The 20,868-nt window shown below is 67.4% G+C and carries 17 protein-coding genes and 1 pseudogene; 7 read left to right on the top strand and 11 right to left on the bottom strand.

Translation table 11 applies throughout. The features are described from left to right. The first annotated feature begins 39 nt into the window (after window positions 1-39). Together KME82_RS17280 and KME82_RS17275 are read left to right on the top strand one after the other, a co-directional pair. A complete protein-coding gene (locus KME82_RS17280) occupies window positions 40-1,314 on the top strand; it encodes an XVIPCD domain-containing protein (RefSeq protein ID WP_252255388.1) in 1,275 nt (424 codons plus the stop codon). Between the two features lie 201 nt (window positions 1,315-1,515). Then, window positions 1,516-2,580 (top strand): hypothetical protein, encoded by a 1,065-nt coding sequence (locus KME82_RS17275; RefSeq protein WP_215495149.1) that lies wholly within the window; start codon window positions 1,516-1,518, stop codon window positions 2,578-2,580. A 236-nt stretch (window positions 2,581-2,816) separates the two neighbouring features. Here the strand turns inward: KME82_RS17275 and KME82_RS17270 are convergent, their stop codons facing one another. From KME82_RS17270 to KME82_RS17260, 3 genes are all read right to left on the bottom strand, one after another. Further along, window positions 2,817-3,281 carry a carboxymuconolactone decarboxylase family protein gene (locus tag KME82_RS17270; RefSeq protein WP_215495148.1) on the bottom strand — a complete coding sequence of 155 codons (465 nt, stop codon included), beginning with the start codon at window positions 3,279-3,281 and terminating at the stop codon, window positions 2,817-2,819. A gap of 160 nt (window positions 3,282-3,441) precedes the next feature. Beyond that, the gene (locus tag KME82_RS17265) at window positions 3,442-4,284 is read right to left on the bottom strand and encodes a type 1 glutamine amidotransferase domain-containing protein (protein ID WP_215495147.1); all 843 of its coding nucleotides are present in this window, start codon (window positions 4,282-4,284) and stop codon (window positions 3,442-3,444) included. A 28-nt stretch (window positions 4,285-4,312) separates the two neighbouring features. After that, on the bottom strand, window positions 4,313-5,020 hold the full coding sequence (locus tag KME82_RS17260; protein ID WP_215495146.1) for a type 1 glutamine amidotransferase domain-containing protein: 708 nt from the start codon (window positions 5,018-5,020) through the stop codon (window positions 4,313-4,315). Between the two features lie 98 nt (window positions 5,021-5,118). On the opposite strand from KME82_RS17260, the gene KME82_RS17255 reads away from it, so the two are divergent. The 3 genes from KME82_RS17255 (at window position 5,119) to KME82_RS17245 (ending at window position 8,085) form a co-directional block, all read left to right on the top strand. After that, window positions 5,119-6,018: a LysR family transcriptional regulator gene (locus tag KME82_RS17255; protein WP_215495145.1), complete on the top strand. Its 900-nt coding sequence runs from the start codon at window positions 5,119-5,121 to the stop codon at window positions 6,016-6,018. A gap of 320 nt (window positions 6,019-6,338) precedes the next feature. Further along, on the top strand, window positions 6,339-7,142 hold the full coding sequence (locus KME82_RS17250) for a MipA/OmpV family protein (protein WP_215495144.1): 804 nt from the start codon (window positions 6,339-6,341) through the stop codon (window positions 7,140-7,142). A gap of 199 nt (window positions 7,143-7,341) precedes the next feature. Further along, entirely contained in the window at window positions 7,342-8,085 is a 744-nt protein-coding gene (locus KME82_RS17245; RefSeq protein WP_215495143.1) for a siderophore-interacting protein, read from the top strand. 64 nt (window positions 8,086-8,149) lie between these two features. On the opposite strand, the gene KME82_RS17240 is transcribed toward KME82_RS17245, so the two are convergent. Together KME82_RS17240 and KME82_RS26640 are read right to left on the bottom strand one after the other, a co-directional pair. Then, window positions 8,150-9,517, bottom strand: coding sequence for a DUF2252 domain-containing protein (locus KME82_RS17240; RefSeq protein ID WP_215495142.1), 1,368 nt, complete (start codon window positions 9,515-9,517; stop codon window positions 8,150-8,152). A gap of 146 nt (window positions 9,518-9,663) precedes the next feature. Continuing rightward, complete coding sequence (locus KME82_RS26640; RefSeq protein ID WP_252255386.1) at window positions 9,664-10,176, bottom strand: hypothetical protein; 513 nt, start codon at window positions 10,174-10,176, stop codon at window positions 9,664-9,666. Window positions 10,177-10,433: 257 nt separating this feature from the next. On the opposite strand from KME82_RS26640, the pseudogene KME82_RS27170 reads away from it, so the two are divergent. After that, window positions 10,434-10,499: pseudogene (locus KME82_RS27170) on the top strand (DUF6053 domain-containing protein); the annotation flags it as partial. Window positions 10,500-10,618: 119 nt separating this feature from the next. Here KME82_RS27170 and KME82_RS17230 read toward each other — a convergent pair. The 6 genes from KME82_RS17230 to KME82_RS17205 form a co-directional block, all read right to left on the bottom strand. Beyond that, complete coding sequence (locus tag KME82_RS17230; RefSeq protein WP_215495141.1) at window positions 10,619-12,610, bottom strand: serine hydrolase domain-containing protein; 1,992 nt, start codon at window positions 12,608-12,610, stop codon at window positions 10,619-10,621. Next, on the bottom strand, window positions 12,607-13,764 hold the full coding sequence (locus KME82_RS17225; protein WP_215495140.1) for a YkvI family membrane protein: 1,158 nt from the start codon (window positions 13,762-13,764) through the stop codon (window positions 12,607-12,609). Before KME82_RS17225 ends, KME82_RS17230 begins: the two co-directional genes overlap by 4 nt. A 25-nt stretch (window positions 13,765-13,789) precedes the next feature. Further along, window positions 13,790-14,848, bottom strand: a complete 1,059-nt coding sequence (locus KME82_RS17220; protein ID WP_215495139.1) for a DUF1611 domain-containing protein — start codon at window positions 14,846-14,848, stop codon at window positions 13,790-13,792. Window positions 14,849-14,988: 140 nt separating this feature from the next. Beyond that, window positions 14,989-17,238: a TonB-dependent receptor gene (locus KME82_RS17215; RefSeq protein ID WP_215495138.1), complete on the bottom strand. Its 2,250-nt coding sequence runs from the start codon at window positions 17,236-17,238 to the stop codon at window positions 14,989-14,991. Between the two features lie 87 nt (window positions 17,239-17,325). After that, complete coding sequence (locus tag KME82_RS17210) at window positions 17,326-18,504, bottom strand: dipeptidase (RefSeq protein ID WP_215495137.1); 1,179 nt, start codon at window positions 18,502-18,504, stop codon at window positions 17,326-17,328. Between the two features lie 46 nt (window positions 18,505-18,550). Further along, a complete protein-coding gene (locus KME82_RS17205) occupies window positions 18,551-19,624 on the bottom strand; it encodes a dipeptide epimerase (protein WP_215495136.1) in 1,074 nt (357 codons plus the stop codon). Between the two features lie 511 nt (window positions 19,625-20,135). Between KME82_RS17205 and KME82_RS17200 the strand changes: the two genes are divergently transcribed. Then, window positions 20,136-20,819 (top strand): hypothetical protein, encoded by a 684-nt coding sequence (locus tag KME82_RS17200; protein ID WP_215495135.1) that lies wholly within the window; start codon window positions 20,136-20,138, stop codon window positions 20,817-20,819. The last annotated feature ends 49 nt before the right edge of the window (window positions 20,820-20,868 follow it).

Below are 20,868 nucleotides of genomic sequence, written 5' to 3'. Positions count from 1 at the left end.
AAGCGAGCAGGAATTCCAAGGATTCAGGGAGATCGAAGCATGAGCCAGCAGTCCGTCCCACCCGCCAGTGGCGAGCCTTCGTTCGCCGACCAGGTCCGCGGCCTGGACGCCAAACCGATCGACAAGACGCTCGCCCGGATCATGGACGACCTCTACGATCAGGGCCCCGGCATCGACGGCTTCAAGCCGCTCAGCGCCGAACAGTTGCGCGGCGCGGGCATCGATCCGTCGACGCTGGAAAACAAGGACTCGGGTTTCCTCGCCCGCGTCTACGGCGACGACAAGGGCCACTACGTGCTGGCCTATTCGGGCACCGACGAAGGCAAGGACTGGCTGACCAATTTCCGCCAGGGCCTGGGCTTCGAGGATGCGCAGTACAACCAGGCCATCGCGCTGGCGCGCGAGGCCAAGGTCGCGTTCGGCAATGAGGTGGTGATCACCGGCCATTCGCTCGGCGGCGGCCTGGGCGGCGCGGCGTCGATCGCCAGCGGCATTCCGGCGGTGACCTTCAATTCCTCCGGCGTCCACGACAAGACCCTGGAGCGGCTCGGCATCGATGCCGACGCGGCCAAGGACGAGGTCAAGGACAACGGACAGATCCGCCGCTACTCGGTCAAGAACGAAATCCTGACCGAACTGCAGGAGCACAGCATCCCGTTGAAGTGGGCGATGCCCGATGCGGTCGGCCACAAGATCGAACTGCCCGATCCGGACCCGCAGTCGTTCTGGAAGCGCATGATCCCCGGCAACGGCATCAAGCACGGCATCGATATCCACTACATCGACGCGGTGATCAAGGCGCAGGAGATGGCTTCGCCGGAGGTCGCCCGCAACGGCGTGAGCGCGAGCGATCCGGCGCGCGCCGACGGCGATCGCAGCGTGCGCGGCAACGCCAACGCCGAGGTCGGCATCGCCGCGTCGGCCGGGTCGCGCGGCGAAGTGCAGGCAACGGCGCAGTTGTCGCATCCCTCGCACCCGAACCATGGCCTGTACGACCAGGCGCTGCGCGGCCTGCACGGCATGGATGCCAAGGCGATGGATTTCCGCGGCGAGCAGGGCTATCGCAACGCCGCCACGCATGCCGCGCTGGATGCGCGCGCCAACGGCATGGACCGGATCGATCACGTGGTGCCCGGCCGCGACGGCGGCGGTTTCTTCATCGTCCAGGGCGGGCTCGGCGATCCCGGCAGCCGCCGCGCGTTCGTCGAGGAAGCACGCGCCTTGTCGCCGCCGCCGCAGCTCGCCGCGCAGGCCCAGCCGGCAGCGGCCGAGACGCAGCAGCAACAGGAAACGCGGCGCGCGGTGATGAGTTGATCGGCATCGTTTGATGCGAAGCAGGTCGCGGCCCTTGGGTCGCGAGACTTTTGAAACACAGCGCACGGCGGCCCGACGGGGCCGCCGTTTTGCGTTTTTGTCGTTCAGGTTTTGGAACCGCGCATAAGTCGGCGGGTGCGGGATACGTGCTGTTGCTTCGTCTGGACTAGGACGTCCATCCCCCCGAAAGGACTCGTTCGCATGACGGACCGTGCCCGCATCGACCTGGCTGATCTCCAGGCCGAATTGCTGATTCCCGATTCCAGCAACCGCAACCGCCGCCGCGTCGCCGGCGAAAGCCTCAAGCGTTTTCCGCGCGATCCGGTCGTGCTCTACGCCTATATCGCCAGCCATATCCGCGACGCCACCCAGTGGAGCACGCCCGACGGCCATCGCACCCGTTATCCGTGGACCCTCGGCCGCGCCCTGGCCAGCGCATTCGATCTGCTCGCCCAGCCATCCGCCGCGACCGGTGCGATCCGCACGGCGCTGTCTCGGGTCGGCAATGTCGCCGCCGCCTTGCTGGCGCTGGAAGACCGGCCCGATGCGGCGAGCCTGGAACAGGCCGGTCGGCGCCTGGACGCGTACCGCGCGCTGGGCGATCGACCGCTTTGCGATCACGAGAAGGCCGACTGGTTTCCCGACAGCCAGTACCGCGCCGCGCGCGGCCGCCTGCGCGCATGGCAGGCGGTGCTCAAATCGCCGCGCGAGGCCGATGAGGATTTCGCGTTCCTGCCCGATTACCTGGAAGCGCGCGACCTGCGCTGGGCCTTCGATCCGCTGGTGCTGTTGCCCGAGTTCCAGCATTGGGCGCTGCAACGCATCCATCGCGAGCGCGAGGCGCAGGGCGCGCGGCCTGCGCGCGCGAGCGCGGCGATCGAATTCGATTGCGTGGAGTCGTATCGCAATCACGCCACCGTGTCGGACAAGCAGATGCCGGCATTGATCGTCGGACGCCTGCTGGCCGCGCTGGTGGTCGGCCGGCCGAACCTGCTGTCCAACGCCTGGCGCTTGAGCCAGTTCAAGCTGCCGTGCTCGGCCGCGTGCCTGCGGGCCTTGTTCGCGGCCGGGCTCGATCCGAACGCGAGCTTGAAGGACGGGCATACGCTGTTGCAGCACGCGATCGAGAAGAACGATCTGGCCGCGGTGCAGGCGTATCTCGATGCCGGTGCGGGGGCTGGGTCATCTGCTGCGCCGGTTGAGGTGGCTTCGGCGCGCGGGATTGGGTCTGCGATGGAGCTGTTGCGGTCCAGTTCGACTGCGTGAGGGTTTGTTCTTGTTTGCGTTACGCGGCGATCTGCTGGCGAAAAGCAAATTCCCCCTGGCCCCCTTTTTCAAAGGGGGAATCGCTTGGAGAGCGGCGATCTGCATTGCATTGCCGTCGCGTAAATCGTCGCCCACTTTGAAAAAGGGGGCGGGCGCCCGTCGATGCGGGGATACAAGTGAACCTGGCGGCGCGGGGATTTGCTTTTGCTCTGGCAGTTGCAGTCGCCCCGCAACGCTCAGATCTTCCACGACCCCACCGGCTGCCGCACCGCGACGTTCAACCGGTTCCACACGTTGATATTGGCGATCGCGACGATCAGCGCCGACAGCGCGGTGTCGCTGTAATGACGCGCGGCCTGCGCCCAGACCGCGTCGGATACCGGTTCGGGCCGGTCGCTGATCCGGGTCAGCGCTTCGGTCAGCGCCAGCGCGGCGCGCTCGGCGTCGCTGAAGTAGGGCGCTTCGCGCCAGGCCGCGACCGCGAACAGGCGTTCGTCGGTTTCGCCGTGTTGCTTGCCGATCTTCGCGTGCATGTCCACGCACACGCCGCAGCCGTTGATCTGGCTGGCGCGCAATTCGATCAGGATCAAGGTGGCGTCGGCCACGCCCTTGTTCTCGACCGAGGCCTTGAGCGCCCACAGTGCCTTCATGGTATCGGGCAGGATCACGGCGGGGTTGTGCATGCGCGGCGGCTGGTTCATGGCGATGGCTCCGGGGTGGTTGGCGTTTGCAACGCGGGTCGTTATCGGTTCGACGAACGACCTGGCGCGTGTGTGACATCGGCAAACGATCCCCGGCGCCCAGGCCACCGGCCGCGCCATCGAGCGATGGCGTGGCGCGATGGCGCGACCCGGCCGCGGCTTACTTGAGCCGTTGCAGCAACGCCTTCGCCACATCCACCGCCGACGCCGGATTCTGCCCGGTGATCAGTTCGCGATCGGTCACCACGTTCGAGGCCCACGGCTGGGTGTTGCTGCGATAGCGAACGCCGGCCTGTTCCAGCGCGGTCTGCGGATAGAACTTCATCTCGCCGCCCATGAGTTGCGGCTTGGCGATGGTTTCTTCCTGATTGCTGATGACGGTGACCTGGTAGCCGGCGTAGATCCAGTCCGGCGGCGCGCTCGCCTTGCCGGTCTGCGCCAGTCGCGCGCTGAACTGATGCGCCTGCGGCAAGGTCGACAGCAGCGCGATCGGGCCGTGGCAGACCAGCGCGGTGGTCTTGTTCTTGGAATGGAAATCGCTCAGCAGGCGGCCCAGCGCGGGACTGTCCAGCAGGTCCTGCATCGGCGCGTGGCCGCCGGGGACATAGACCGCGTCGAATCGGTCGTAGCCCAGTTGCTCGACCCGCGCCAGGCTCATGACCGGCGAGGTTTCCGGCGAGGTCAGCGCGAGTTTTTCCAGCAAGGCCCGATGCGTCTGCAACGCGGTCGCGTCGCCGCCGAAGTACATCGCATCGACCGAGCCGCGGTCCAGCGTCGGCGCGAGGCCGAGCGGGGTGGCGAAGCTGACTTGATGGCCGGCGTCGAGCAACAGCTTGACCGGCTGCATCAGTTCGTTGAGGTAGAAGCCGGTGGCGAAGGTCTTGCCGTGCTTGAGTTCGAGCTGGTCGGCATCGGACAGCACCACCAGCACGTGGCCGGCATGGGCGCCGCTGGCGGCGAGCAACAACGCGAGCGACACGGCGAGGGCATGAAAGGTTTTCATCGAAGTGTTCCTCAGTGCTATGCGCAGTTCATGCCGAAGCGCGCGCGAGCAGGCTGTCGCGCAGGGCCGCGCCGACGCCGGCGGCCGATTGCGGGTTCTGTCCGGTGATCAGGCGGCCGTCGACCACGACCTGCGCGGTCCAGTCCGGCGCCGGTTGATGCAGCGCGCCGCGCTGGCCGAGTTTGCTTGCGAGCAGGAACGGCACCTCGTCGGCCAGTCCGACCGCGCGTTCTTCCTCGTCGGTGAACGCACTCACGCGCTTGCCGGCGACCAGGTACTCGCCGTTGGATAACATCGCATTGACCAACGCCGCCGGCCCATGACACACCGCGGCGACTGTGCCGCCGTTCTCGTAGATCTCGCGCGTGACGCGTTGCGCCGCGGCGCTGCCCGGAAAGTCCCACATCGCGCCGTGGCCGCCGGCGAAGAAGATCGCCGAGTAGCGCGAGGCGTCGGCATCGTCCAGCTTCAAGGTAGTGCGCACGGCCTGACGGAAGTTGTCGTCGTTCCAGTAGCCCGCGTTGATCGCATCGTCCAGGTCCAGGCCGTCGACCGGCGGCTCGCCGCCCTGGATCGAGGCGAACTCCACCTTGATGCCGGCGGCGTCCAGTTCGGCCAGCGGGTGGGTGACCTCGCCGAGGTAGTAGCCGGTCGGCTGGCCGGTGGCGCCCTTGAGCGCGTGGCTGGTCAGCACGAACAGCACGGGTTTGAGCGAAGCGGCGGACGTCGGGTTCATGGTCTTGGCCTGCGGGAGGAGTGAGCGGGCACTGTATTGCGTCCATCGGCGGCGATAAACTCAGGTAAAGGCAAATAATTTGTTCTTTAGAGGCAAAGATGAGCCGTCGATTCGACCACCTCGGCGACGTGGAAGCCTTCAATGCGGTGATCGAGCACGGTTCGCTGACCGCCGCGGCGGTGGCGCTGGCGACCACCCCGTCGGTGATCAGCCGGGCGATCGTGCGGCTGGAAACCCGTCTGGGCACGCAGTTGCTGCGCCGCACGACCCGGCGCCAGGGCCTGACCGAGGCCGGGCGCCTGTACCTGGAACACACCCGCGCCGCGTTCGCCCTGATCGACGACGCCGAGCGCGCGATCCAGGGCCAGGACGGCGAACTCAGCGGGCGCGTGCGTCTGAGCGTGCCGACCACCTACGGCCACTACCGCTTGCCCGCGGTGTTGCAACGCTATCTGCAGCGCTATCCGGGCGTGCAGGTCGAACTCAACATCGCCAATCGCAATGTCGATCTGGTCGCCGAAGGCTTCGACCTGGCGATCCGGCTCGGCGCCTTGCCCGACAGCGGACTGGTCGCGCGCAAGCTCGAAGACGCGTCGCTGTGCGTGGTCGCCTCGCCGGCGTATCTCGAACGCGCCGGGTTGCCGCGCGATCTGGACGAGTTGTCGAAGCACGCCTGCCTGCCGTTCGAGATGCCGAGCACCGGCCGCATCGCGAACTGGTTGCTGCGCGACGGCGAACGCGACATCGACTGGGCGCCGCCGTCGTCGCTGCGCGTGTCCGAGGACGTGCTCGGCGTGGTCTCGCTGGCCGAGCACGGCGCGGGCATCTGCCAGAGCTACGACTTCATCGTCGAAGAACGCCTGCGCCGCGGCGTGCTGGTCGAACTGTTGCCGCAACTGCGCGGGCGCTCGCGGCCGTTCTCGCTGATCTACGCACCGCACCGGCGTCTGTCGGCCGCGTCGCGGGCCTTGATCGACATGCTGACCGGCGAGAGCTGAGCACGACACGTCGCCACGCGTCGCATCGATTCGATTGCATGCTGCGTCACAGATCAAGACCGTGCATCGCGACGCGTTCGCCTCGCAATGCCGCATGCGCATCGCGGATGGCGCGAGCGATACGCCACGGTGTGGTCGCGCGGCTGCGGCGTGGTTTCCACAACGGCCGCTAAACCCACGAGTCGTTGCCGGACTCATGGCCGTGCAACACGACCGTTTTTTAAAGAACTCTTAAACCCCGCTCGCTAGCTTCGCGGGAGTGCGCAGCCGCCGCGGTCGCACTGAATCATTCCCCCCCCCCCAAACTTCAGGACTTCCCCATGCGCCTCGTTCGCGTCGTAACGCCGTTCGTGCTTCTGCTTCCGTTTGCGGTATCGGCTCAGGTGCGGCAGGAGGGCGAGGAGCGCGCCGACGTTGCGCCGTCCAACTGGAGCATCGGCGTCGCCGGAGGAATGCGCACCGAGCTGTACGCGGGCGAGGGCAACCACACCCGCGCGATTCCGTTCTTCGGCTACGAAGGCGAGCGCTTCTATTTCCGCGGCATCACCGCCGGCTATCACCTGATCCAGAACGAGAGTTTCGTGCTCGACGGCTTCCTGTCCGGCCGTCTGGATGCGATGGACGCCGACGATTTCGGCCGGCGCGAACTGGCCCGCCGCGGCATCAACCGCGACCTGCTCGAAGATCGCGACGACAGTATCGATGCCGGTGTGTCGGCCAGCTGGCGCGGTTCGGCCGGCGAAGTGCAGCTCGAACTCAAGGGCGATATCGGCGATGTCAGCGGCGGCTACGAGGCCGATCTGAGCTACCGCTATCCGATGAAGGCCGCCGGCCTGCTGATCACGCCCACGGCCGGCGTCAGCCTGCTGTCCAAGGATCTGGCCAATTACTACTACGGCACCCTGGACGAAGAAGTCGCGCGCGGCGTGGTCAGCTATCGCCCCGGCAGCGTCACCATCCCGTATGTCGGCGTCAGCGTGGCCAAGCCGTTCGCGGAGAAATGGCGGTTCATCGCCAACCTGACCTATCAGGTGTTGCCCGACGAAATCACCGACAGCCCGTTGATCGCCGAGGACACCGACGGCGTGGGCCAGGTGTTCTTCGGCGTGTCGCGCAGTTTCTGACGCCGCCGTCGCGGCGAGTACCAGTTTGCTTCACCGGGTCGTTTCGGCGGCCTTTGTTTCGCGGCCGAGCGCGAGCCCCGGGCGGCGCGAATGCGCGCCGCCCATGCACGAGCGGCGCAGAGCACGCGCCGCCCACGCGCGATCGGTGCGCCAGCGCGCCGATCGTCACCGGCATCACCGAGCCAGGAGTGCATTGCGTATGCGACAAACCGCGGTTCCCCTGTCATTGCCGCAAGGCGCCGGCCTGATCGAACGCGCCTTCACCCGCCTGCTGATGCGCATGGTGCAGGTCACCGAAGTCCAGGCGCCGCAGCCGGATTTCCGATTCATCACCCTGCAGGGCGAGTCGCTCAAACAGTACGACTGGCTGCCCGGCGACAAGGTCCAGATCAAGCTCGACGGCGGTCTGCAGACCCGCACCTACACCCCGTTCGAATTCGATCCGCACAGCGGTCGCATGCGCATCGTCGGCTACTGCCACGGCCACGGCCACGGCCCGGGCGCCGACTGGGTGCGCGGCGCGCACGCCGGCGAGGCGAGGGCGCTGTTCGGTCCGCGCGGTTCCTTGAACCTGCAGAACCTCGCGTCGTGCACGGTGCTGTTCGGCGATGAGACGTCGTTCGGACTCGCCGCGGCCTTGCGCCGCGACGAACCGGGTCTGCACTGCGTGTTCGAAGTGGTCTCGCCGACCCAGTCGCGCGCGGTGCTGCACGCGCTGGGCTTGGGCAACGCACGCCTGATCGAACGCCGCGACGACGACAGCCATATGGACGAAGCGATCGATGCGGTGCGGCGCAGCGCCGAGATCCGCACCAGCTTCGTGCTGACGGGTCGCGCGCCGGCGATTCAGCGGGTCGGCCGCGCGCTCAAGGCGCACGGCTTCGATGCGACCCAACTGCGCAGCAAGCCGTACTGGGCGCCGGGACGCAGCGGCCTGGATTGAACCTGCGCGCCGCCTGTCGTTGGTCCTTGAGCGACGGGGCGGCTGATCGCCGGTTCGATCCGGCTCAGTACAGCGGCGTGCCCGCCTCATAGGCTTCGACGAACGCCTGCCAGTCCAGTTGCGTCTGCGCGGCGTAATCGAAGGCGAAGGCGCGCAGTTCCGACTTGAAGCCGCTGCGGCTGGTGACCGCATCGGTGACCTGCTTGTCGATGCTGTAGCTGACCACCGAAGCGTCGTAGTCCTGGTCGGCCAGCGCATGCGCGCTCGCCAGCGCCTGTCCGACGTACTGCGCGGCGGTGTTCAACTTGCCGGCGCTGTCGAGCTTGGCGACATCGAAGTCTTCCTGGAACGGCGACTTCTCATGCACATAGAAGGGCAGGCCGGCGATGCTGGCATGGCCGATCAGCACCTCGGCATTGACGACCTGGGCCTTCGCCGTGCGCGCCACCCGCATGCCCTGATGGCTTTCGTAGGCCGACGACGGCAGGCGTCCGGGCGCGGCGGTCGCTACCGCGCTGACGGCCTGCTGCTTGAGTTCGAGGATCACGTCGTCCGAGCTCGACGTGCTCGCGCCTTCGATCAGCACGTAGTAACGCAGCTTGCCGAGGCTGCCGACGCCCGAGCCGAGTTTGCGATGCACGTCCTTCACCGTGTAGTAGCCGCTCGGGTAGCGCTTGGACGCGGCGATCGAGCTGACGTAGGCGGGCATCGCCGCGGTCACGTCGCTGTAGGTCGATGCCGGCACCGCGACCAGGTCGGATAGGTTCTGGAAACGTCGCGCGCTGCCGCTGAGCGCGGTGTATTTCGCCAGCAGGTTGGCGCGGGTCTTGCCGTCGGCGTTGCCGATGGTGTCGTCGACCACGCCGGTGGTGGCGTCCTTGTCCAGGCGGAAGCTGGCTTCGCCGTTGCTGCCCTTGAACTCGCTCATCTGGTCGAGATACGCGCCGACCATGGTGTCGATGGCTGCGCCGATGTCGGCATCGCTGCGGCCGTTGTCGCGGCCGGCGAGGACCATGCTGGCGGCGAGCCGGCGCAGATCCCACACGTACTGGCCGAGATAGCCCTCGTCGAAATCGGCGACCTTGAACACGGCCTTGCCGCTGCTGTCGCGCGCGGCGTCGAAGTTGCCCAGGTGGGTGTCGCCGCCGATCCAGGTATAGCCGGTCTGCGCGGTCGCATACGCCGACGCCGGTCGGGTGGCCATGTCCTGGAAGAAGATGTGGTCGCTGCCGCGGTAGAAGTCGTAGGCGCTGCGCGCCATTGTCGCCAGCTTGGTGTCGAGTTCGCCGCTCGCGGTGGCCGCATACGGATGGTTGTAGTCGCGGATCTGGGCGACCACCCAGGTGTCGCGTGCGCTGGCCGCATCGGCGTTGCCGGCGGCGGCGCAGGCGATCAGGGTGAGAGCGAGCAAGGCGATACGGGGTGCTGGCATGGGCGGGTTCCTGGGCGTGAGTGGGCCGGCCGAAGCGCGGCCGGCTCGCACAGTCCAGCACCGGCCTGTGTCAGCGATGCGTCGGTCGGATCGATCGCCGCGCGATCAATCGATGCGGCGCGACCGATCCAGTGTCGATCGCAGGGTCAATCGATCCGGTACACGCGTGCCTTGGGCATGTCTTCGTCGACCTGCATGAACCAGCGCCCGGCGACGCCGGGGACCACGACGATCTCGGGCGTGACCATCGGCTTTTTCAGTTTCATGCTGCCCTTGAGCACCTTCCACTGCTGGCCGTTTTCCAGTTCGAACACGGTGCCCGGCTCCCAGCCGCTGACATCGTGCTTGAGCCGGCTCTTGATCGGCTCGTCGTTGAGGCCGATGAACTGGCCGGTGCCGGGCGCGCGCACCGGCGGCGCGCCGGCGCCGACCTGCGGGCCGTCGCTGGTTTGCGCGGCGGATTCGGCGATGGCCGGCGCGGCGTTGCTGTCGGCTTCGCGCAGCATCCGGTTGAGCGTGGCCAGTTGTTCGGCCGACAGGCCGACTTCGCGCAACTGGTCCGGCGTCAGCCGCTGCTCCAACGCGACGTACGGCGGTTTGGCCTGGAGCGGAGCGGACAGCAGCAGGGTCAGCAGGAGAAGCAGCTTGAAGTAACGCATCGCGGGCAGGGCCTTGATTGAATGTGCGCTCGACAGGTCCGATCGCGGACCGCTCGCAGCGGGATTCGATCAATTTATGGCTGTTTCGTGACAAATCGGAGACAGCGGGGCCGGAGGCTGGGTATCGGTGGTGCTAAAGCTTTTCGTGGGAGGGCTTTCAAGCCCGGCGCTCTTGTGTCAGATCGCGGCGATCTGAGCGAAAGGCGTCGGGGCTGAAGCTCCCTCCTACAAAAGATGCCGATGCGGCCAGGTCTGTTGTGGGAGGGCTTTCAAGCCCGATGCTCTCGTTTCAGATCATGGCGATCCGAGCGGAAAGCATCGGGGCTGAAGCTGCCTCCCACAAAAGATGCCGATGCGGCGAGGTCTGCTGTGGGAGGGCTTTCAAGCCCGACGCTCTTGTTTCAGGTCGCCAATCGGTTTCGATATCGCGCGCTGTGGTTCCTTACAACTTCCAGCCGATCACATTCCACACCCACATCGCATACGCGGTCAGCAGGAAGATCGCGACCACCAAGGTATGGCGCAGCTTGCGCCACACGCCGAAGTCCTTCGACCGCCACACCGGCCACAGCAGCGCGGTGTCGAGCAGGCTGAGCAGCAGCGGCAGCAAACCCAACCACAAGGCCAGGCGCAGCAGGCCGGTCGGATAGCTGTAGATCGCATCGTTGCCGGCCGAGACGATCTGCGCGAACGACACGCCGAACGCGATCGCGAACAACAACCACGCGATCGCGGTGATCGTCAGCCAGCGCGCGCCGCGATGCGCCGGCGACGACGGGTGCTTGGGCGTCGCGCGCCGCCGCAGCCAGGCACCGGTCAGGACCCCGAGCGAGGCGAGCACGCTCAACGCCAGCAAGCCGTACAGCGCGTTCGCCGAATCGAACATGCCGGCGCGCGCGTAGACATCGTGGCCGTACGGCGACACGAAGCCGACCACCGCGCCGTTCTCGCGCAGGAACGCCAGCCGCCCCGGGCCTTCGACCGCGCGGAACACGTCGGCCTTTTCCTGCACCCAGCGCGAGGTTTCGCCACCGGCGCTCAAGGTCAGATAACCGTCCTTGGTCGCGCCGACATCGCCGTTGGACGCGGTCAACAGTTTCTCGAACTGGCGATGGTTGCGGCGCTCGCTCAAGTACTTGCCAAGGTAGGGCGCGAGCGCGGTCGCCGCGTCCTTCGCCGGCTTGGGCAGCGCGGCCGGGCGTGCGCGTTCGAAATAGTGCTGCAGCAACAGCGCCGGCAGTTCCGCGGCCAGCGACCGGCCCGAGTCGGTGTTGGTCGACACGAACACGCCGAAGCCCAACTCCGGCACCGCGAGCAGATTGGAATGGAAGTACAGCGTCGCGCCGCCATGTTCCAGGCCATGCACCTGCCCGTACTGGCGACGGAAGAAACCGTAGGCCAGGCCGGTCGCATCCGGCGCGGTCCGGAACAGCGGCGCGCCTTCCAGCTTGGCGAACGCCTCGGCCGAAACGATCCGGCGCCCGTCGAGTTCGCCGCGATTGAGCAGCATGCGCAGATAACGGCCCATGTCGGCGGCATTGCTCGACACCGCGCCGGCCGGACCGACTTGGGCGATGTATTCGAAGCCCTTGGGTTCGAACCCGCCCGCGCTGCGCTGATGACCGGTCGACCACAGGCCCTTGAACGCGGCGCCTGAATCGCGCGGATCGCCGGCGCCGAGCGGTTCGCGGAAGGTGGTGCGGTCCATCCCCATCGGCGCGAACAGATCGCGTTCGATCAAGGTTTCGAACGGCACGCCGCTGACCTGCGACAGCACCTCGCCGAGCAGGGCGACGCTGTAGTTGGAATAGACCGCGCGGGTGCCGGCCTCGCGCACGCGCGCGGGACGATGCTTTTGCAGATAGTCGTGCAAGCTCAGCGTGCGCTTAGGGTCCTTGGCGAACAGGTGGCCGAAGGCCGAGTCTTCGTAACCGGCGGTGTGGGTGAGCAGATGACGCAGCAGCACCGGCTTGTAGCCGTCGTCGGGCAGCTTCAGCTCGGCCGGCAGGTAATCGTTGACCGGGGCGTCGAGCTTGAGCTTGCCGGCGTCGATCAGCTTGAGCGTTTCCAGGTAAGTGAAAGTCTTGGACACCGAGCCGATGCGGAACAAGCTGCGATCGGCGCTCACCGGACGCGGCGGGTCCTGCGAGGTCACGCCATAACCGCGCAACAGCAGCGGCCCTTGCGCATCGACCACCGCGACGGTGACCCCGGCGATGCCGAAGCGGCGCTGGTAGGACTCGACCACGCCGTCGACATAGGCCGCCAGTTGCTCGGGGTTGAGTCGGCTGGGCGCGACCGCAGCGGGCGCGACCGCGGGCGAGGCGGCCACGGGCGGCGCCGGCGACAACGGCGCCGGCTGCGCACGCAGGGCGCCGATGCCGGCGACCAGCAACAGCGTGCCGGCGAGGGATTTCAGACGCGACAACTTCATGGACGTCCTCCAGTGGAATGAGCGAGGGGCGGCGTCGCGACCGGCGGACGCAGGCGTCCGCGCCACAACAGCCACAGACCCCAGGTGAGCAACGGCACTACGTAGACGGCGAGCAACAGATAGGACAGGCCGCGGTAACCCTGGGCGATGAGGGCGACCAGGCCGAAACGGTCGGCGAGGAAGATCGAACCGATCAATAACACGGCGGCGATCGCCAGGCGCGCGCGCTTGGGTAGCGCTTCGCCGCGCCGCGCGCGCCAGACCGTCGCCACGCGTTCGTTGATCGCATGTACCGCGCCGGTTCCACTTTCCAGCAAGGCCGAGAAGATCATCAACTGGAACACGCCATGCAGCAACGGCATCTGCAGGCGTTGCAGCAGGAAGTCCGAGGGCAGCGCCTGATCGGCGATCTGCGGGTAGTAGGCGATCATGCACACGAAGAACAACAGCGCCGGCAGCATCGCCAGCGGCCCGGCGATCAGGCCGGCGGCGAGCGCGTCGCGACGGCCGCGGAAATGGCGCGCGATCGGCAGGATCACCACCGCGCCGATGATGTTGTAACCGGCGTAGGTCAATCCGTTGAGCGCCCAACCCTCGCCGCCGTGCGGCAAGGCGAAATTGGCCGCGATGCGATCGCCGAACCGCGACAGCGCCAACACCACGAACAAGGCGTAGATGCCGTACAGGAAGAACGATACCCACTTGAACAGCCGTTCGACCGCTTCGTTGCCGAAGCTGACGAACGCGGCGATGCCGACCACCAGGCACAGGCTGCCGACAAGCGCGGGCCAGCCGAACATGGCCGTGCCGATCGCGCCCGAGGCCGCGCCGAACACCGCCAGCAGCACGATCAGCAAGGCCAGGTAGGCGAATTCGAACAAGCCCCACAACGGCCCGAGCAACTGCTTGAAGAAACTGCGGTAGTCGTAGGCATGGGCGGTGTGGGCGAACACGAAGGTCGCCATGCACACCACGCTCCACAGCGCCATCGCCAGCAGCATGCCGGCGACGCCGCCCCAGGGCCCGCTGGGCAGGAAGAACTCGGCCAGTTCGCGGCCGGTCGCGTACCCGCCGCCGATCACCACCGCCTTGAACGCGAAACCGGGCAGTAGATAACGCTGGAACCACGAGGCCGATGGCGTCGGATCGCTCATGATGCGCGGCCCTCGCGCGTCGCGCTCACGACGCCGTATCCAGGCAGGCGCGCGCCAATGCCTGCAGGGCCGCGCCGCCGCGGATCGGATCGGCGACCGGCAGACCCAGACGCGCGCTTTCGCTGGCGATCAGGGCGTGTGCTTCGTCCTGGCTCAATTGCGAGGTGTTCAAGCTGATCCCGGCGCAGCGGATCGCCGGATTGGTGCGACGCCCCAGCAACAGATTCAGTTCGATCGTTTCCTCGATGCTCGGCAACGGATAACCCGGATAGCCGAGCATGTCGCGACGGCCGGGTTCGTGGCAGACCACGATCGCATCGGGCTGACTGCCGTGCAGCAGCGCCAGCGACACGCCGGCGTAGGCCGGATGCGACAACGAGCCCTGGCCTTCGATCACGTCCCAATGCGCGGGATCGGCGTCGGGGCTGAGCCATTCGGCGGCGCCGGCGGCGAAGTCCGACACCACCGCATCCATCGGCAAGCCGCGTCCGGCGATCAGGATGCCGGTCTGCCCGCTGGCGCGGAAGTCGGCGTCGACACCGAGTTCGCGCAGCGCGCGGGCCAGGCTCAGCGCGGTGTATTTCTTGCCCAGCGCGCAGTCGGTGCCGACGGTCAGCACGCGCTTGCCGCTGCGCTTGCGCCCGCTCGCGGTCGGCAGCGACGGCGGCGGCTCGCGCACGTCGATCAGGCGCCGGCCGTGACGCTGCGCCTGTTCGCGCAGCGGCGCGATGTCGGCCAGGCGCATGTGCATGCCGCTGATCAGGTCGAGCCCGTGCGCCAAGGCGTCGAGCAGCGCCGGCATCCAGTGATCGGGAATCACCCCGCCGACATTCGCCACCCCGATCACCAGCGCGCGCGCGCCGGCTTCGCGCGCCTGCGCCGCCGTCATCGCCGGCAGGCCCACGCTGACGCTGGCGTCGTGCAGGCGCTGTTCGCCGACGCAGCGCTCCGGCGCCCAGTCGCGCAGGCCCAATGCGGTCTTGGCGTAGGCCGGATGGCTCACATCGCCGAGGAACAACAGATAAGGCTGGGGGAGATCGAGCGGTGCGAATGCAGCGGTATCGGTTGTTGCGGAAATCGGCATGCGGACATTCCGTTGTGAGGTCGGACCGGGGCGGGAGACGGTCGCCGATGAGGCTGCGAACCGGAGCGGCGGGCGTCGCTCCGGTTCGATTGTTGATGCGCCGCGATCGATGGACGCACGGTTCGCGGTGCGCGTTGCGTTCAGAACCACAGGTCGAATTCCAGCCCGATCGTGCGCGGCTGGCTGCGGTTGGCCTGCCACTCCACGATCGCGCCGGTGGTGGCGCTGGTGACCGGTCCGAGCGAAGTGATGTCGCGTTGGTTGGTCACGTTGCGCACGTACAGGCGCAGCGTCCAGTTGTCGCGCGACACGTCGGTGTTGAGGTTGAGCTGTCCGCTCGCCGGCAGCGGCGCGGCGTTCGGGTTGTGATCGACGTTGGTCTTGCGCTTGCCGATCCACTGATAGCCGGCGCCGACATGGCCGTTGAAACCGGCGCCCCACTCGAAGTCGTAATCCGCGCTCACCGCCGCGGTCCAGCGCGGAATGCCCGGCAGGGTGTCGCCGGACAGGCCTCGCAGCGAGGGCGCGTCCTCCATCAGCGCGGCATCGGTGAACGAGCCGTTGAAGCCCACGCGCAGGTTCGGCGTGAGCTTGAATGCCGAGGTCAGCTCCACGCCGCGACTGCGCGCCTTGCCGCCGTTGGCCGAGTAGGTCAGTCCGTCCTGGGTGGACGCGGATAACTGGATGTCCTTCCAGTCGATCAGGAACACCGCCAGGTCGATCGACGCACGCCGGTCGAGGAACAGCGATTTCCAGCCGAATTCGTAATTGACCAGGCTGTCGGAATCGACCGAAGGCGGCACGCCCGGCAGGGCGACGTTGGGGCCGCCGGGACGATAGCCGCTGGCGATGCGCGCATACAGCAGGCTGTCGTTGTCCAGATGCCAGCGCGCGCCGAGCAGGTAGGTGGTGACGTCCTCGGACGACTGGCCGGTGGTGGTGCCCAGTGCGAGCAGGCTGCCGGCGGTGGCGATCTGCTTGAAGTCCTGATCGTTGCTGGCGTAGCGCAGGCCGGCGGTGACGTCGAAGCGTTCGCTGAACTTGTAGGTGAGATTGCCGAACAGCGCGCGTTCTTTATACGTGGACGGCAAGTCGACGATCGCCAGCGGGTCGAGCCCGGCGACCGGTACGCCGGCGAAGGAACGCGCGCTGAGTTCCTGATGGTTGGCCGAGGTCTCATGGGTGTAGAACGCGCCGAGCATCCACTCGATGCGTTCGTCGGACTTGGACGCCAGGCGGAATTCCTGGGTCCATTTCTTCAGGTCCAGGCTGAGCGGAAACGTCGACACGCCCGGGGGCGCGCCGAACAGCGGAAACAGCGGGCCGTAGGTCTTGCTCTGATCGTTGAGCTGGTAGGTCTTGGTCCTGGAATAACTCGTGGCCGAGACGAAGTCGGCCCATTGCAGGTTCCAGTCGACGGTGGCGGCGAAGAAGTCGACCTTCTTCTCGAAGCGTTCGGCGACCGGCTTGTCGGTGCCGTCCAGGCCGAAACGCGGGCGGCGGTTGGCATCGAGGATGGACAGACTGTTGTCGTCGGCGTCGACGCTCTGATGCAAGCCGGTGAACTTGACGTTCAGATCGTCGCTGGCCTGCCACAGCAGCGAGACGTGACCGCTGCGCTGGCGCGTGTCGTTGATGTCCTTGCGGCCGGTGTAGACATTGTCGACCCAGCCCGGAGTGAACTCGTTGGCGAACGAGGCGCGCAGCGCGAGTGTGCCTTCGACCAGCGGTGCGTTGATGCCGGCGCGCACGCTCCAGCCGTTGCCGCCGGCGCCGTCGATGCCGGACACACCGCCGCCGACGCGGCCTTCGAAGCTGTCGAGGTCGGGGTCCTTGAGCACGTACTTGAGCAGGCCGCCCATCGCGCCTGCACCGTACAACGTGCCCTGCGGGCCGCGCAGCACTTCCACGCGCTGGATGTCGTAGGGCAGCAGGTCGAGCACGAAGCCGCTGGAGCGGGCGAAGTTGCTGCTCGATCCCAGCGGCGTGTCGTTGAGGTAGGTGCCGACCACCGCGCCGGGGCCGAGGGTCGGAATGCCGCGCAGCGAGACCGCGGTCTGGCCGGGCGTGCCGCGGTCGGTGATGGTCATCGCCGGCAGGTAGCCGTTCAAATCCGCCAACTGGGTGACGTGCTGGTTTTCCAGTTGTTGCTCGCTGACCACGCTGATCGAAGCGGGCACCTTGCGCGCGTTCTCGGTACGTTTCTGCGCGGTGACGGTGACCGCTTCCAGGGTCGCCGACGGTTGCGCGGTCTTGTGATCGGGCGTTTTTTCCGCGGATGCGTCCGGCGCGGTCTGGGCCAGGCCGGCGCACGACCACGAAGTCAGGGCGAAAGCGATCGCCAGGCCCAGGCCATGGCGTGCGGTGTGGCGCGTATCGAGCTGCGGCATGGTTCTCTCCCCGGAGAGCGGATGTCGTGGCAGTGCATTAACGTGGCGCTGCGTTTTTTGGTTATCTCGGTCGATCGGGTTTCGCGTTCAACGCCAGACCTGGCCGAGCAGGCGACGGAAGTTGCCGCCGAGCACCGCTTCGATATCGCCGTCGCTGTAGCCGCGGCGGATCAGCGCTTGGGTCAGTTCGAAGATCTTGCTCGGGCGATCGAAGCCTTCGATGTCGATGCGCTCGCGAAAGCCGTAGCTGGCCTTGTACGAATCGCGCAGCGCCTTGAGTTGATCCGGCGGCAGCGCGTCGTAGCCGTACAGGTCCGCGTCCGAGCCGATGCCCACATGCTCGATGCCGACCAGCCTGGCGACGTGATCGATGTGATCGACCATGCTGTCGAGGGTGGTGGGTTCCTTGGCGCTGACGAACATGCGCACGCCGGTGATGCCCATCACCCCGCCCTTGGCGGCGAGTTTGCGGATCGCCTCGTCGGTCTTCAGGCGCGGATGGTCGTTGAGCGCGCGGCAATTGGAGTGGGTGATCGCGATCGGTCCCTTGGCCAGTTCGATCGCGTCCAGAGTGGTGCGGTCGCCGCAATGCGAGACATCGATCAGCATGCCGACCTTCTCCATTTCGCCCAGCACGCTCACGCCGTAGTCGCTCAGGCCGCCGTCCTCGCGCTCGGTGCTGCCCGAGCCGATCACGGTCTGGCTGTTGTAGGTCAGCTGCGCGCAGCGCAGGCCCAGGCCGTGGAAGAACGCGACATCCTCCTTGCTGCGGAAGTGTTCGGCGTTCTGCACGCCGGCGATCACCGCGATCTTGCCCGCGGCCTTGGCGCGATCCAGATCGGCGGCGTGGTCGACCAGGCAGAACAAGTCGCTGTGGCGGGCGATCCAACCGTTCCAGCCGGCCAGGTGCTCGGCGACGCGTTCGCGCGCGTCCGCGCCGCCCAGGCCCCAGGAGTTGTGGAACGCGTCGATGCCGCTGGCGCGGAAGTCGGCGAGGTGTTGCTCGCTCAGCGGCAGCGCGTACGCGTCCGCGCGCAGGTCCAGGCGCAGCGGCGCGAGCATGTCGATCACCAGCGCGCGTTCGACGATGGCGCGGGCTCGCGGCGAATAGTTGCTCGCGGTCGCGCGCGTGTTCGAGCTCGGTTTCGTCGAGGACGCGATGGCCGGGTTGGCGGCGGCCAGCGCGTGCAGGGGCAGGGCCAGGGTTGCGGCGGCGGAGGCTTGAAGCAGACGGCGGCGGCTGAGTCGTGCGGTGTCGAGGGTCATGGTCGCGGGCTCGGTCGGTGCTGCGGTGGGAAGTCGGTGGTCGGGTTCAAAGCGGCGCAGGCGCGCGGATGGCGCCATCGGCGTCGCGGGCGGGCGCGCCGTCGGCGACGCCGCTGCCCCACACCTGCGCCGGGCAATCGATATGGCCGTCGCGATAGACGACCGCGTGCGCGCGATCGCCGGCGAGAAAGATCGGGCCGTCGAGATCGATCAAGTCGCACACCTGCGCGAGCACGAACGCCGGCGCGGCGGCCCAACTGGTGCCGAGCATGTTGCCGACCATGGTCTTCATGCCCAACTCGCGGGCGCGTTCGACGATCAGCAGCGCTTCGGTCAGGCCGCCGCATTTGTCCAGCTTGATGTTGATCACCTCGACCCGGCCTTGCAGCGCGTCGACCTCGTCGAGCCCCTGGATGCTTTCGTCGGCGGCGAGGTCGATGGGGCAGTCGAGTGCGTCGAGGTCGGCCTCGCGGCCGCGTGCGAACGGCTGCTCGAGCAGGCCGACGCCGTGATCGACCAGCGCCGCGATCAGCGGCGCGATGGTGTCCAGGCGATAGGCCTGATTCGCATCGACGCTCAGCGTGGTGTCGGGGCGCGCGTTGCGCGCGGCGCGGATGCGGTCGATGTCGGTGTCGAGATCGCCGTCGAGTTTGAGCTTGAGCGCGCGTGCCTGGACGTAGGCCAGCGCATTGGCGGCGACGGTCGCCGGATCGTCGGCGCCGAGAGTGAAGGTGGTGATGCGCCGGCGCGGCTTCGGCACTTGCGCCAGCGCCCACACCGGCCGGCCTTCGCGCTGCGCCTGCAACTCCCACAGCGCGCAGTCGACCGCGTTGCGCGCGCCGCCGGCGGGCAGCAGTGCGCGCAGTCGCTGCCTGTCGATGCCGTCCTCGATCGCGTCGCGATGCGCTTGGAGGGTGGCGTGCATCGTCTCGGGCCGATCGTCGAGGTAGTAGACGCCGCAGGCTTCGCCGCGGCCGTAGCAGCGCGCGTCGCTGAGGATCGCGGTCAGCGCCGGCATCGCATCGAAGCGATGGCCGGCGATGCGGAACGGCGTTTTCAACGGCAGTGGTTCGATCGCCAGGGCGAGTTGCAGACGGGGTGGGGCGGCGAGCTTCGGCATTGCGCACTCCACGAAAGAGGTCGGAACGGATCGCGCCGGGCGCGAGGTGCGGCGACCGTCGCGGTGGGCCGGAAAGCGCGGTCGGCCTCGGCGTCAGGCCGGGTCGGTTGGCCTTGCGACAGTTTTCAGAATATGAAAATTTATTTTCAAATTAGTCAAGTTTGCCCGGTCGCCGTGCCGCCGTGGGATGCGAATGGCGGCAAAAATCCCAGGATCGGCTTGTGCGGCGCAGCAATATCAGGGGGGCGGCTGCGTGAGTGCGGGACGCCGGGCCTGGGGCAGACGGGCTGTTACGAGAGGCCGTCGGCGACGGCTTGATGGGGGGGTGAGCGTTGTTGGATGACTGGCGCAAGTGGCGGTGCGGCGGGCCGGTCATCGCCATGGCGGCACCGAGCACTGAGCGTCGAATCGCACGCTTGCCGCGGTTCGTCGCGACTCACCGCAGCGCGGTCGCGACTGGCATCGAGGTCATGCGACCATGCACGCGCAAGCCCTTGCCGGAGTCGCATGCGTGGTCGTTGTGTCGTCGATCCTGTATTTCCTGTCCCACTATCCGATCTGGTCGTTCTGGCTGATCCTGCTCGGCGGCATCGGCCTGGGCCTGCTGGTGTCGATGTGGCGGGCCGGCAGCGGCTGGGCCTGGTTGAGCCTGGGCGGCTTGTTGTTCGCGCAGGCCAACATCTTCACCGGCTCGTTTCTCAACGCGGCCTTCCTCAACGCCTGCGGCACCCGCGGCACGGCGGTGATCGTGCAGGAGAGCCCGACCAGTTCCACCCTCAACGACAATCCGGTCTGGGAATACGCGGCGGTGCTCAGGACCGCCGACGGACGCGACGTGAAGTTCGAGTTCGACACGATGTCGGCCAGCACCTATCCCATCCGCAACGCGATCCTGATTCCGCCCAAGGGCGAAACCTTCGTGGTCAAGTACGTGCCCGGTTTCGAGCGCAACGTGGCGATCCTGGTCGACGAGTCCGACTACGGCAAGGCGCGCCTGATCGCGCAGGACCGCGAGCCGGTCGAGCGCGCGCGGGCGCAGCTGGCGGTCAGCCCGGACAATCCGGAATTCATCGCCGAGTACCGGCAGGCGGTCCGGGTGTTTGTCGACAAACATCGCGACCAGCTCGATCCGGCGCAGGTGCAATCGCTGGAGCAGCGCGTCTCCGAATTACCGACGAAGCCGCAGACGCAGTGATGCCGCGAATCGCGCGGCCCGGCGTCGGTGCGGGCGCCGGCGCCAGCCC

Origin of the sequence: Lysobacter capsici, from assembly GCF_018732085.1 — a bacterium.
GTDB lineage: Bacteria > Pseudomonadota > Gammaproteobacteria > Xanthomonadales > Xanthomonadaceae > Lysobacter > Lysobacter capsici_A.
The sequence above is the reverse complement of the archived record's forward strand: the minus strand, read 5'-3'. Positions and strand labels throughout refer to the sequence as shown.

What these genes read in the sequence shown, in the direction of transcription:
- KME82_RS17280 (WP_252255388.1), top strand. Translation starts at nt 40, where the DNA reads ATGAGCCAGCAGTCCGTCCCACCCGCCAGTGGCGAGCCTTCGTTCGCC.
- KME82_RS17275 (WP_215495149.1), top strand. Translation starts at nt 1,516, where the DNA reads ATGACGGACCGTGCCCGCATCGACCTGGCTGATCTCCAGGCCGAATTG.
- KME82_RS17270 (WP_215495148.1), bottom strand. Translation starts at nt 3,281, where the DNA reads ATGAACCAGCCGCCGCGCATGCACAACCCCGCCGTGATCCTGCCCGAT.
- KME82_RS17265 (WP_215495147.1), bottom strand. Translation starts at nt 4,284, where the DNA reads ATGAAAACCTTTCATGCCCTCGCCGTGTCGCTCGCGTTGTTGCTCGCC.
- KME82_RS17260 (WP_215495146.1), bottom strand. Translation starts at nt 5,020, where the DNA reads ATGAACCCGACGTCCGCCGCTTCGCTCAAACCCGTGCTGTTCGTGCTG.
- KME82_RS17255 (WP_215495145.1), top strand. Translation starts at nt 5,119, where the DNA reads ATGAGCCGTCGATTCGACCACCTCGGCGACGTGGAAGCCTTCAATGCG.
- KME82_RS17250 (WP_215495144.1), top strand. Translation starts at nt 6,339, where the DNA reads ATGCGCCTCGTTCGCGTCGTAACGCCGTTCGTGCTTCTGCTTCCGTTT.
- KME82_RS17245 (WP_215495143.1), top strand. Translation starts at nt 7,342, where the DNA reads ATGCGACAAACCGCGGTTCCCCTGTCATTGCCGCAAGGCGCCGGCCTG.
- KME82_RS17240 (WP_215495142.1), bottom strand. Translation starts at nt 9,517, where the DNA reads ATGCCAGCACCCCGTATCGCCTTGCTCGCTCTCACCCTGATCGCCTGC.
- KME82_RS26640 (WP_252255386.1), bottom strand. Translation starts at nt 10,176, where the DNA reads ATGCGTTACTTCAAGCTGCTTCTCCTGCTGACCCTGCTGCTGTCCGCT.
- KME82_RS17230 (WP_215495141.1), bottom strand. Translation starts at nt 12,610, where the DNA reads ATGAAGTTGTCGCGTCTGAAATCCCTCGCCGGCACGCTGTTGCTGGTC.
- KME82_RS17225 (WP_215495140.1), bottom strand. Translation starts at nt 13,764, where the DNA reads ATGAGCGATCCGACGCCATCGGCCTCGTGGTTCCAGCGTTATCTACTG.
- KME82_RS17220 (WP_215495139.1), bottom strand. Translation starts at nt 14,848, where the DNA reads ATGCCGATTTCCGCAACAACCGATACCGCTGCATTCGCACCGCTCGAT.
- KME82_RS17215 (WP_215495138.1), bottom strand. Translation starts at nt 17,238, where the DNA reads ATGCCGCAGCTCGATACGCGCCACACCGCACGCCATGGCCTGGGCCTG.
- KME82_RS17210 (WP_215495137.1), bottom strand. Translation starts at nt 18,504, where the DNA reads ATGACCCTCGACACCGCACGACTCAGCCGCCGCCGTCTGCTTCAAGCC.
- KME82_RS17205 (WP_215495136.1), bottom strand. Translation starts at nt 19,624, where the DNA reads ATGCCGAAGCTCGCCGCCCCACCCCGTCTGCAACTCGCCCTGGCGATC.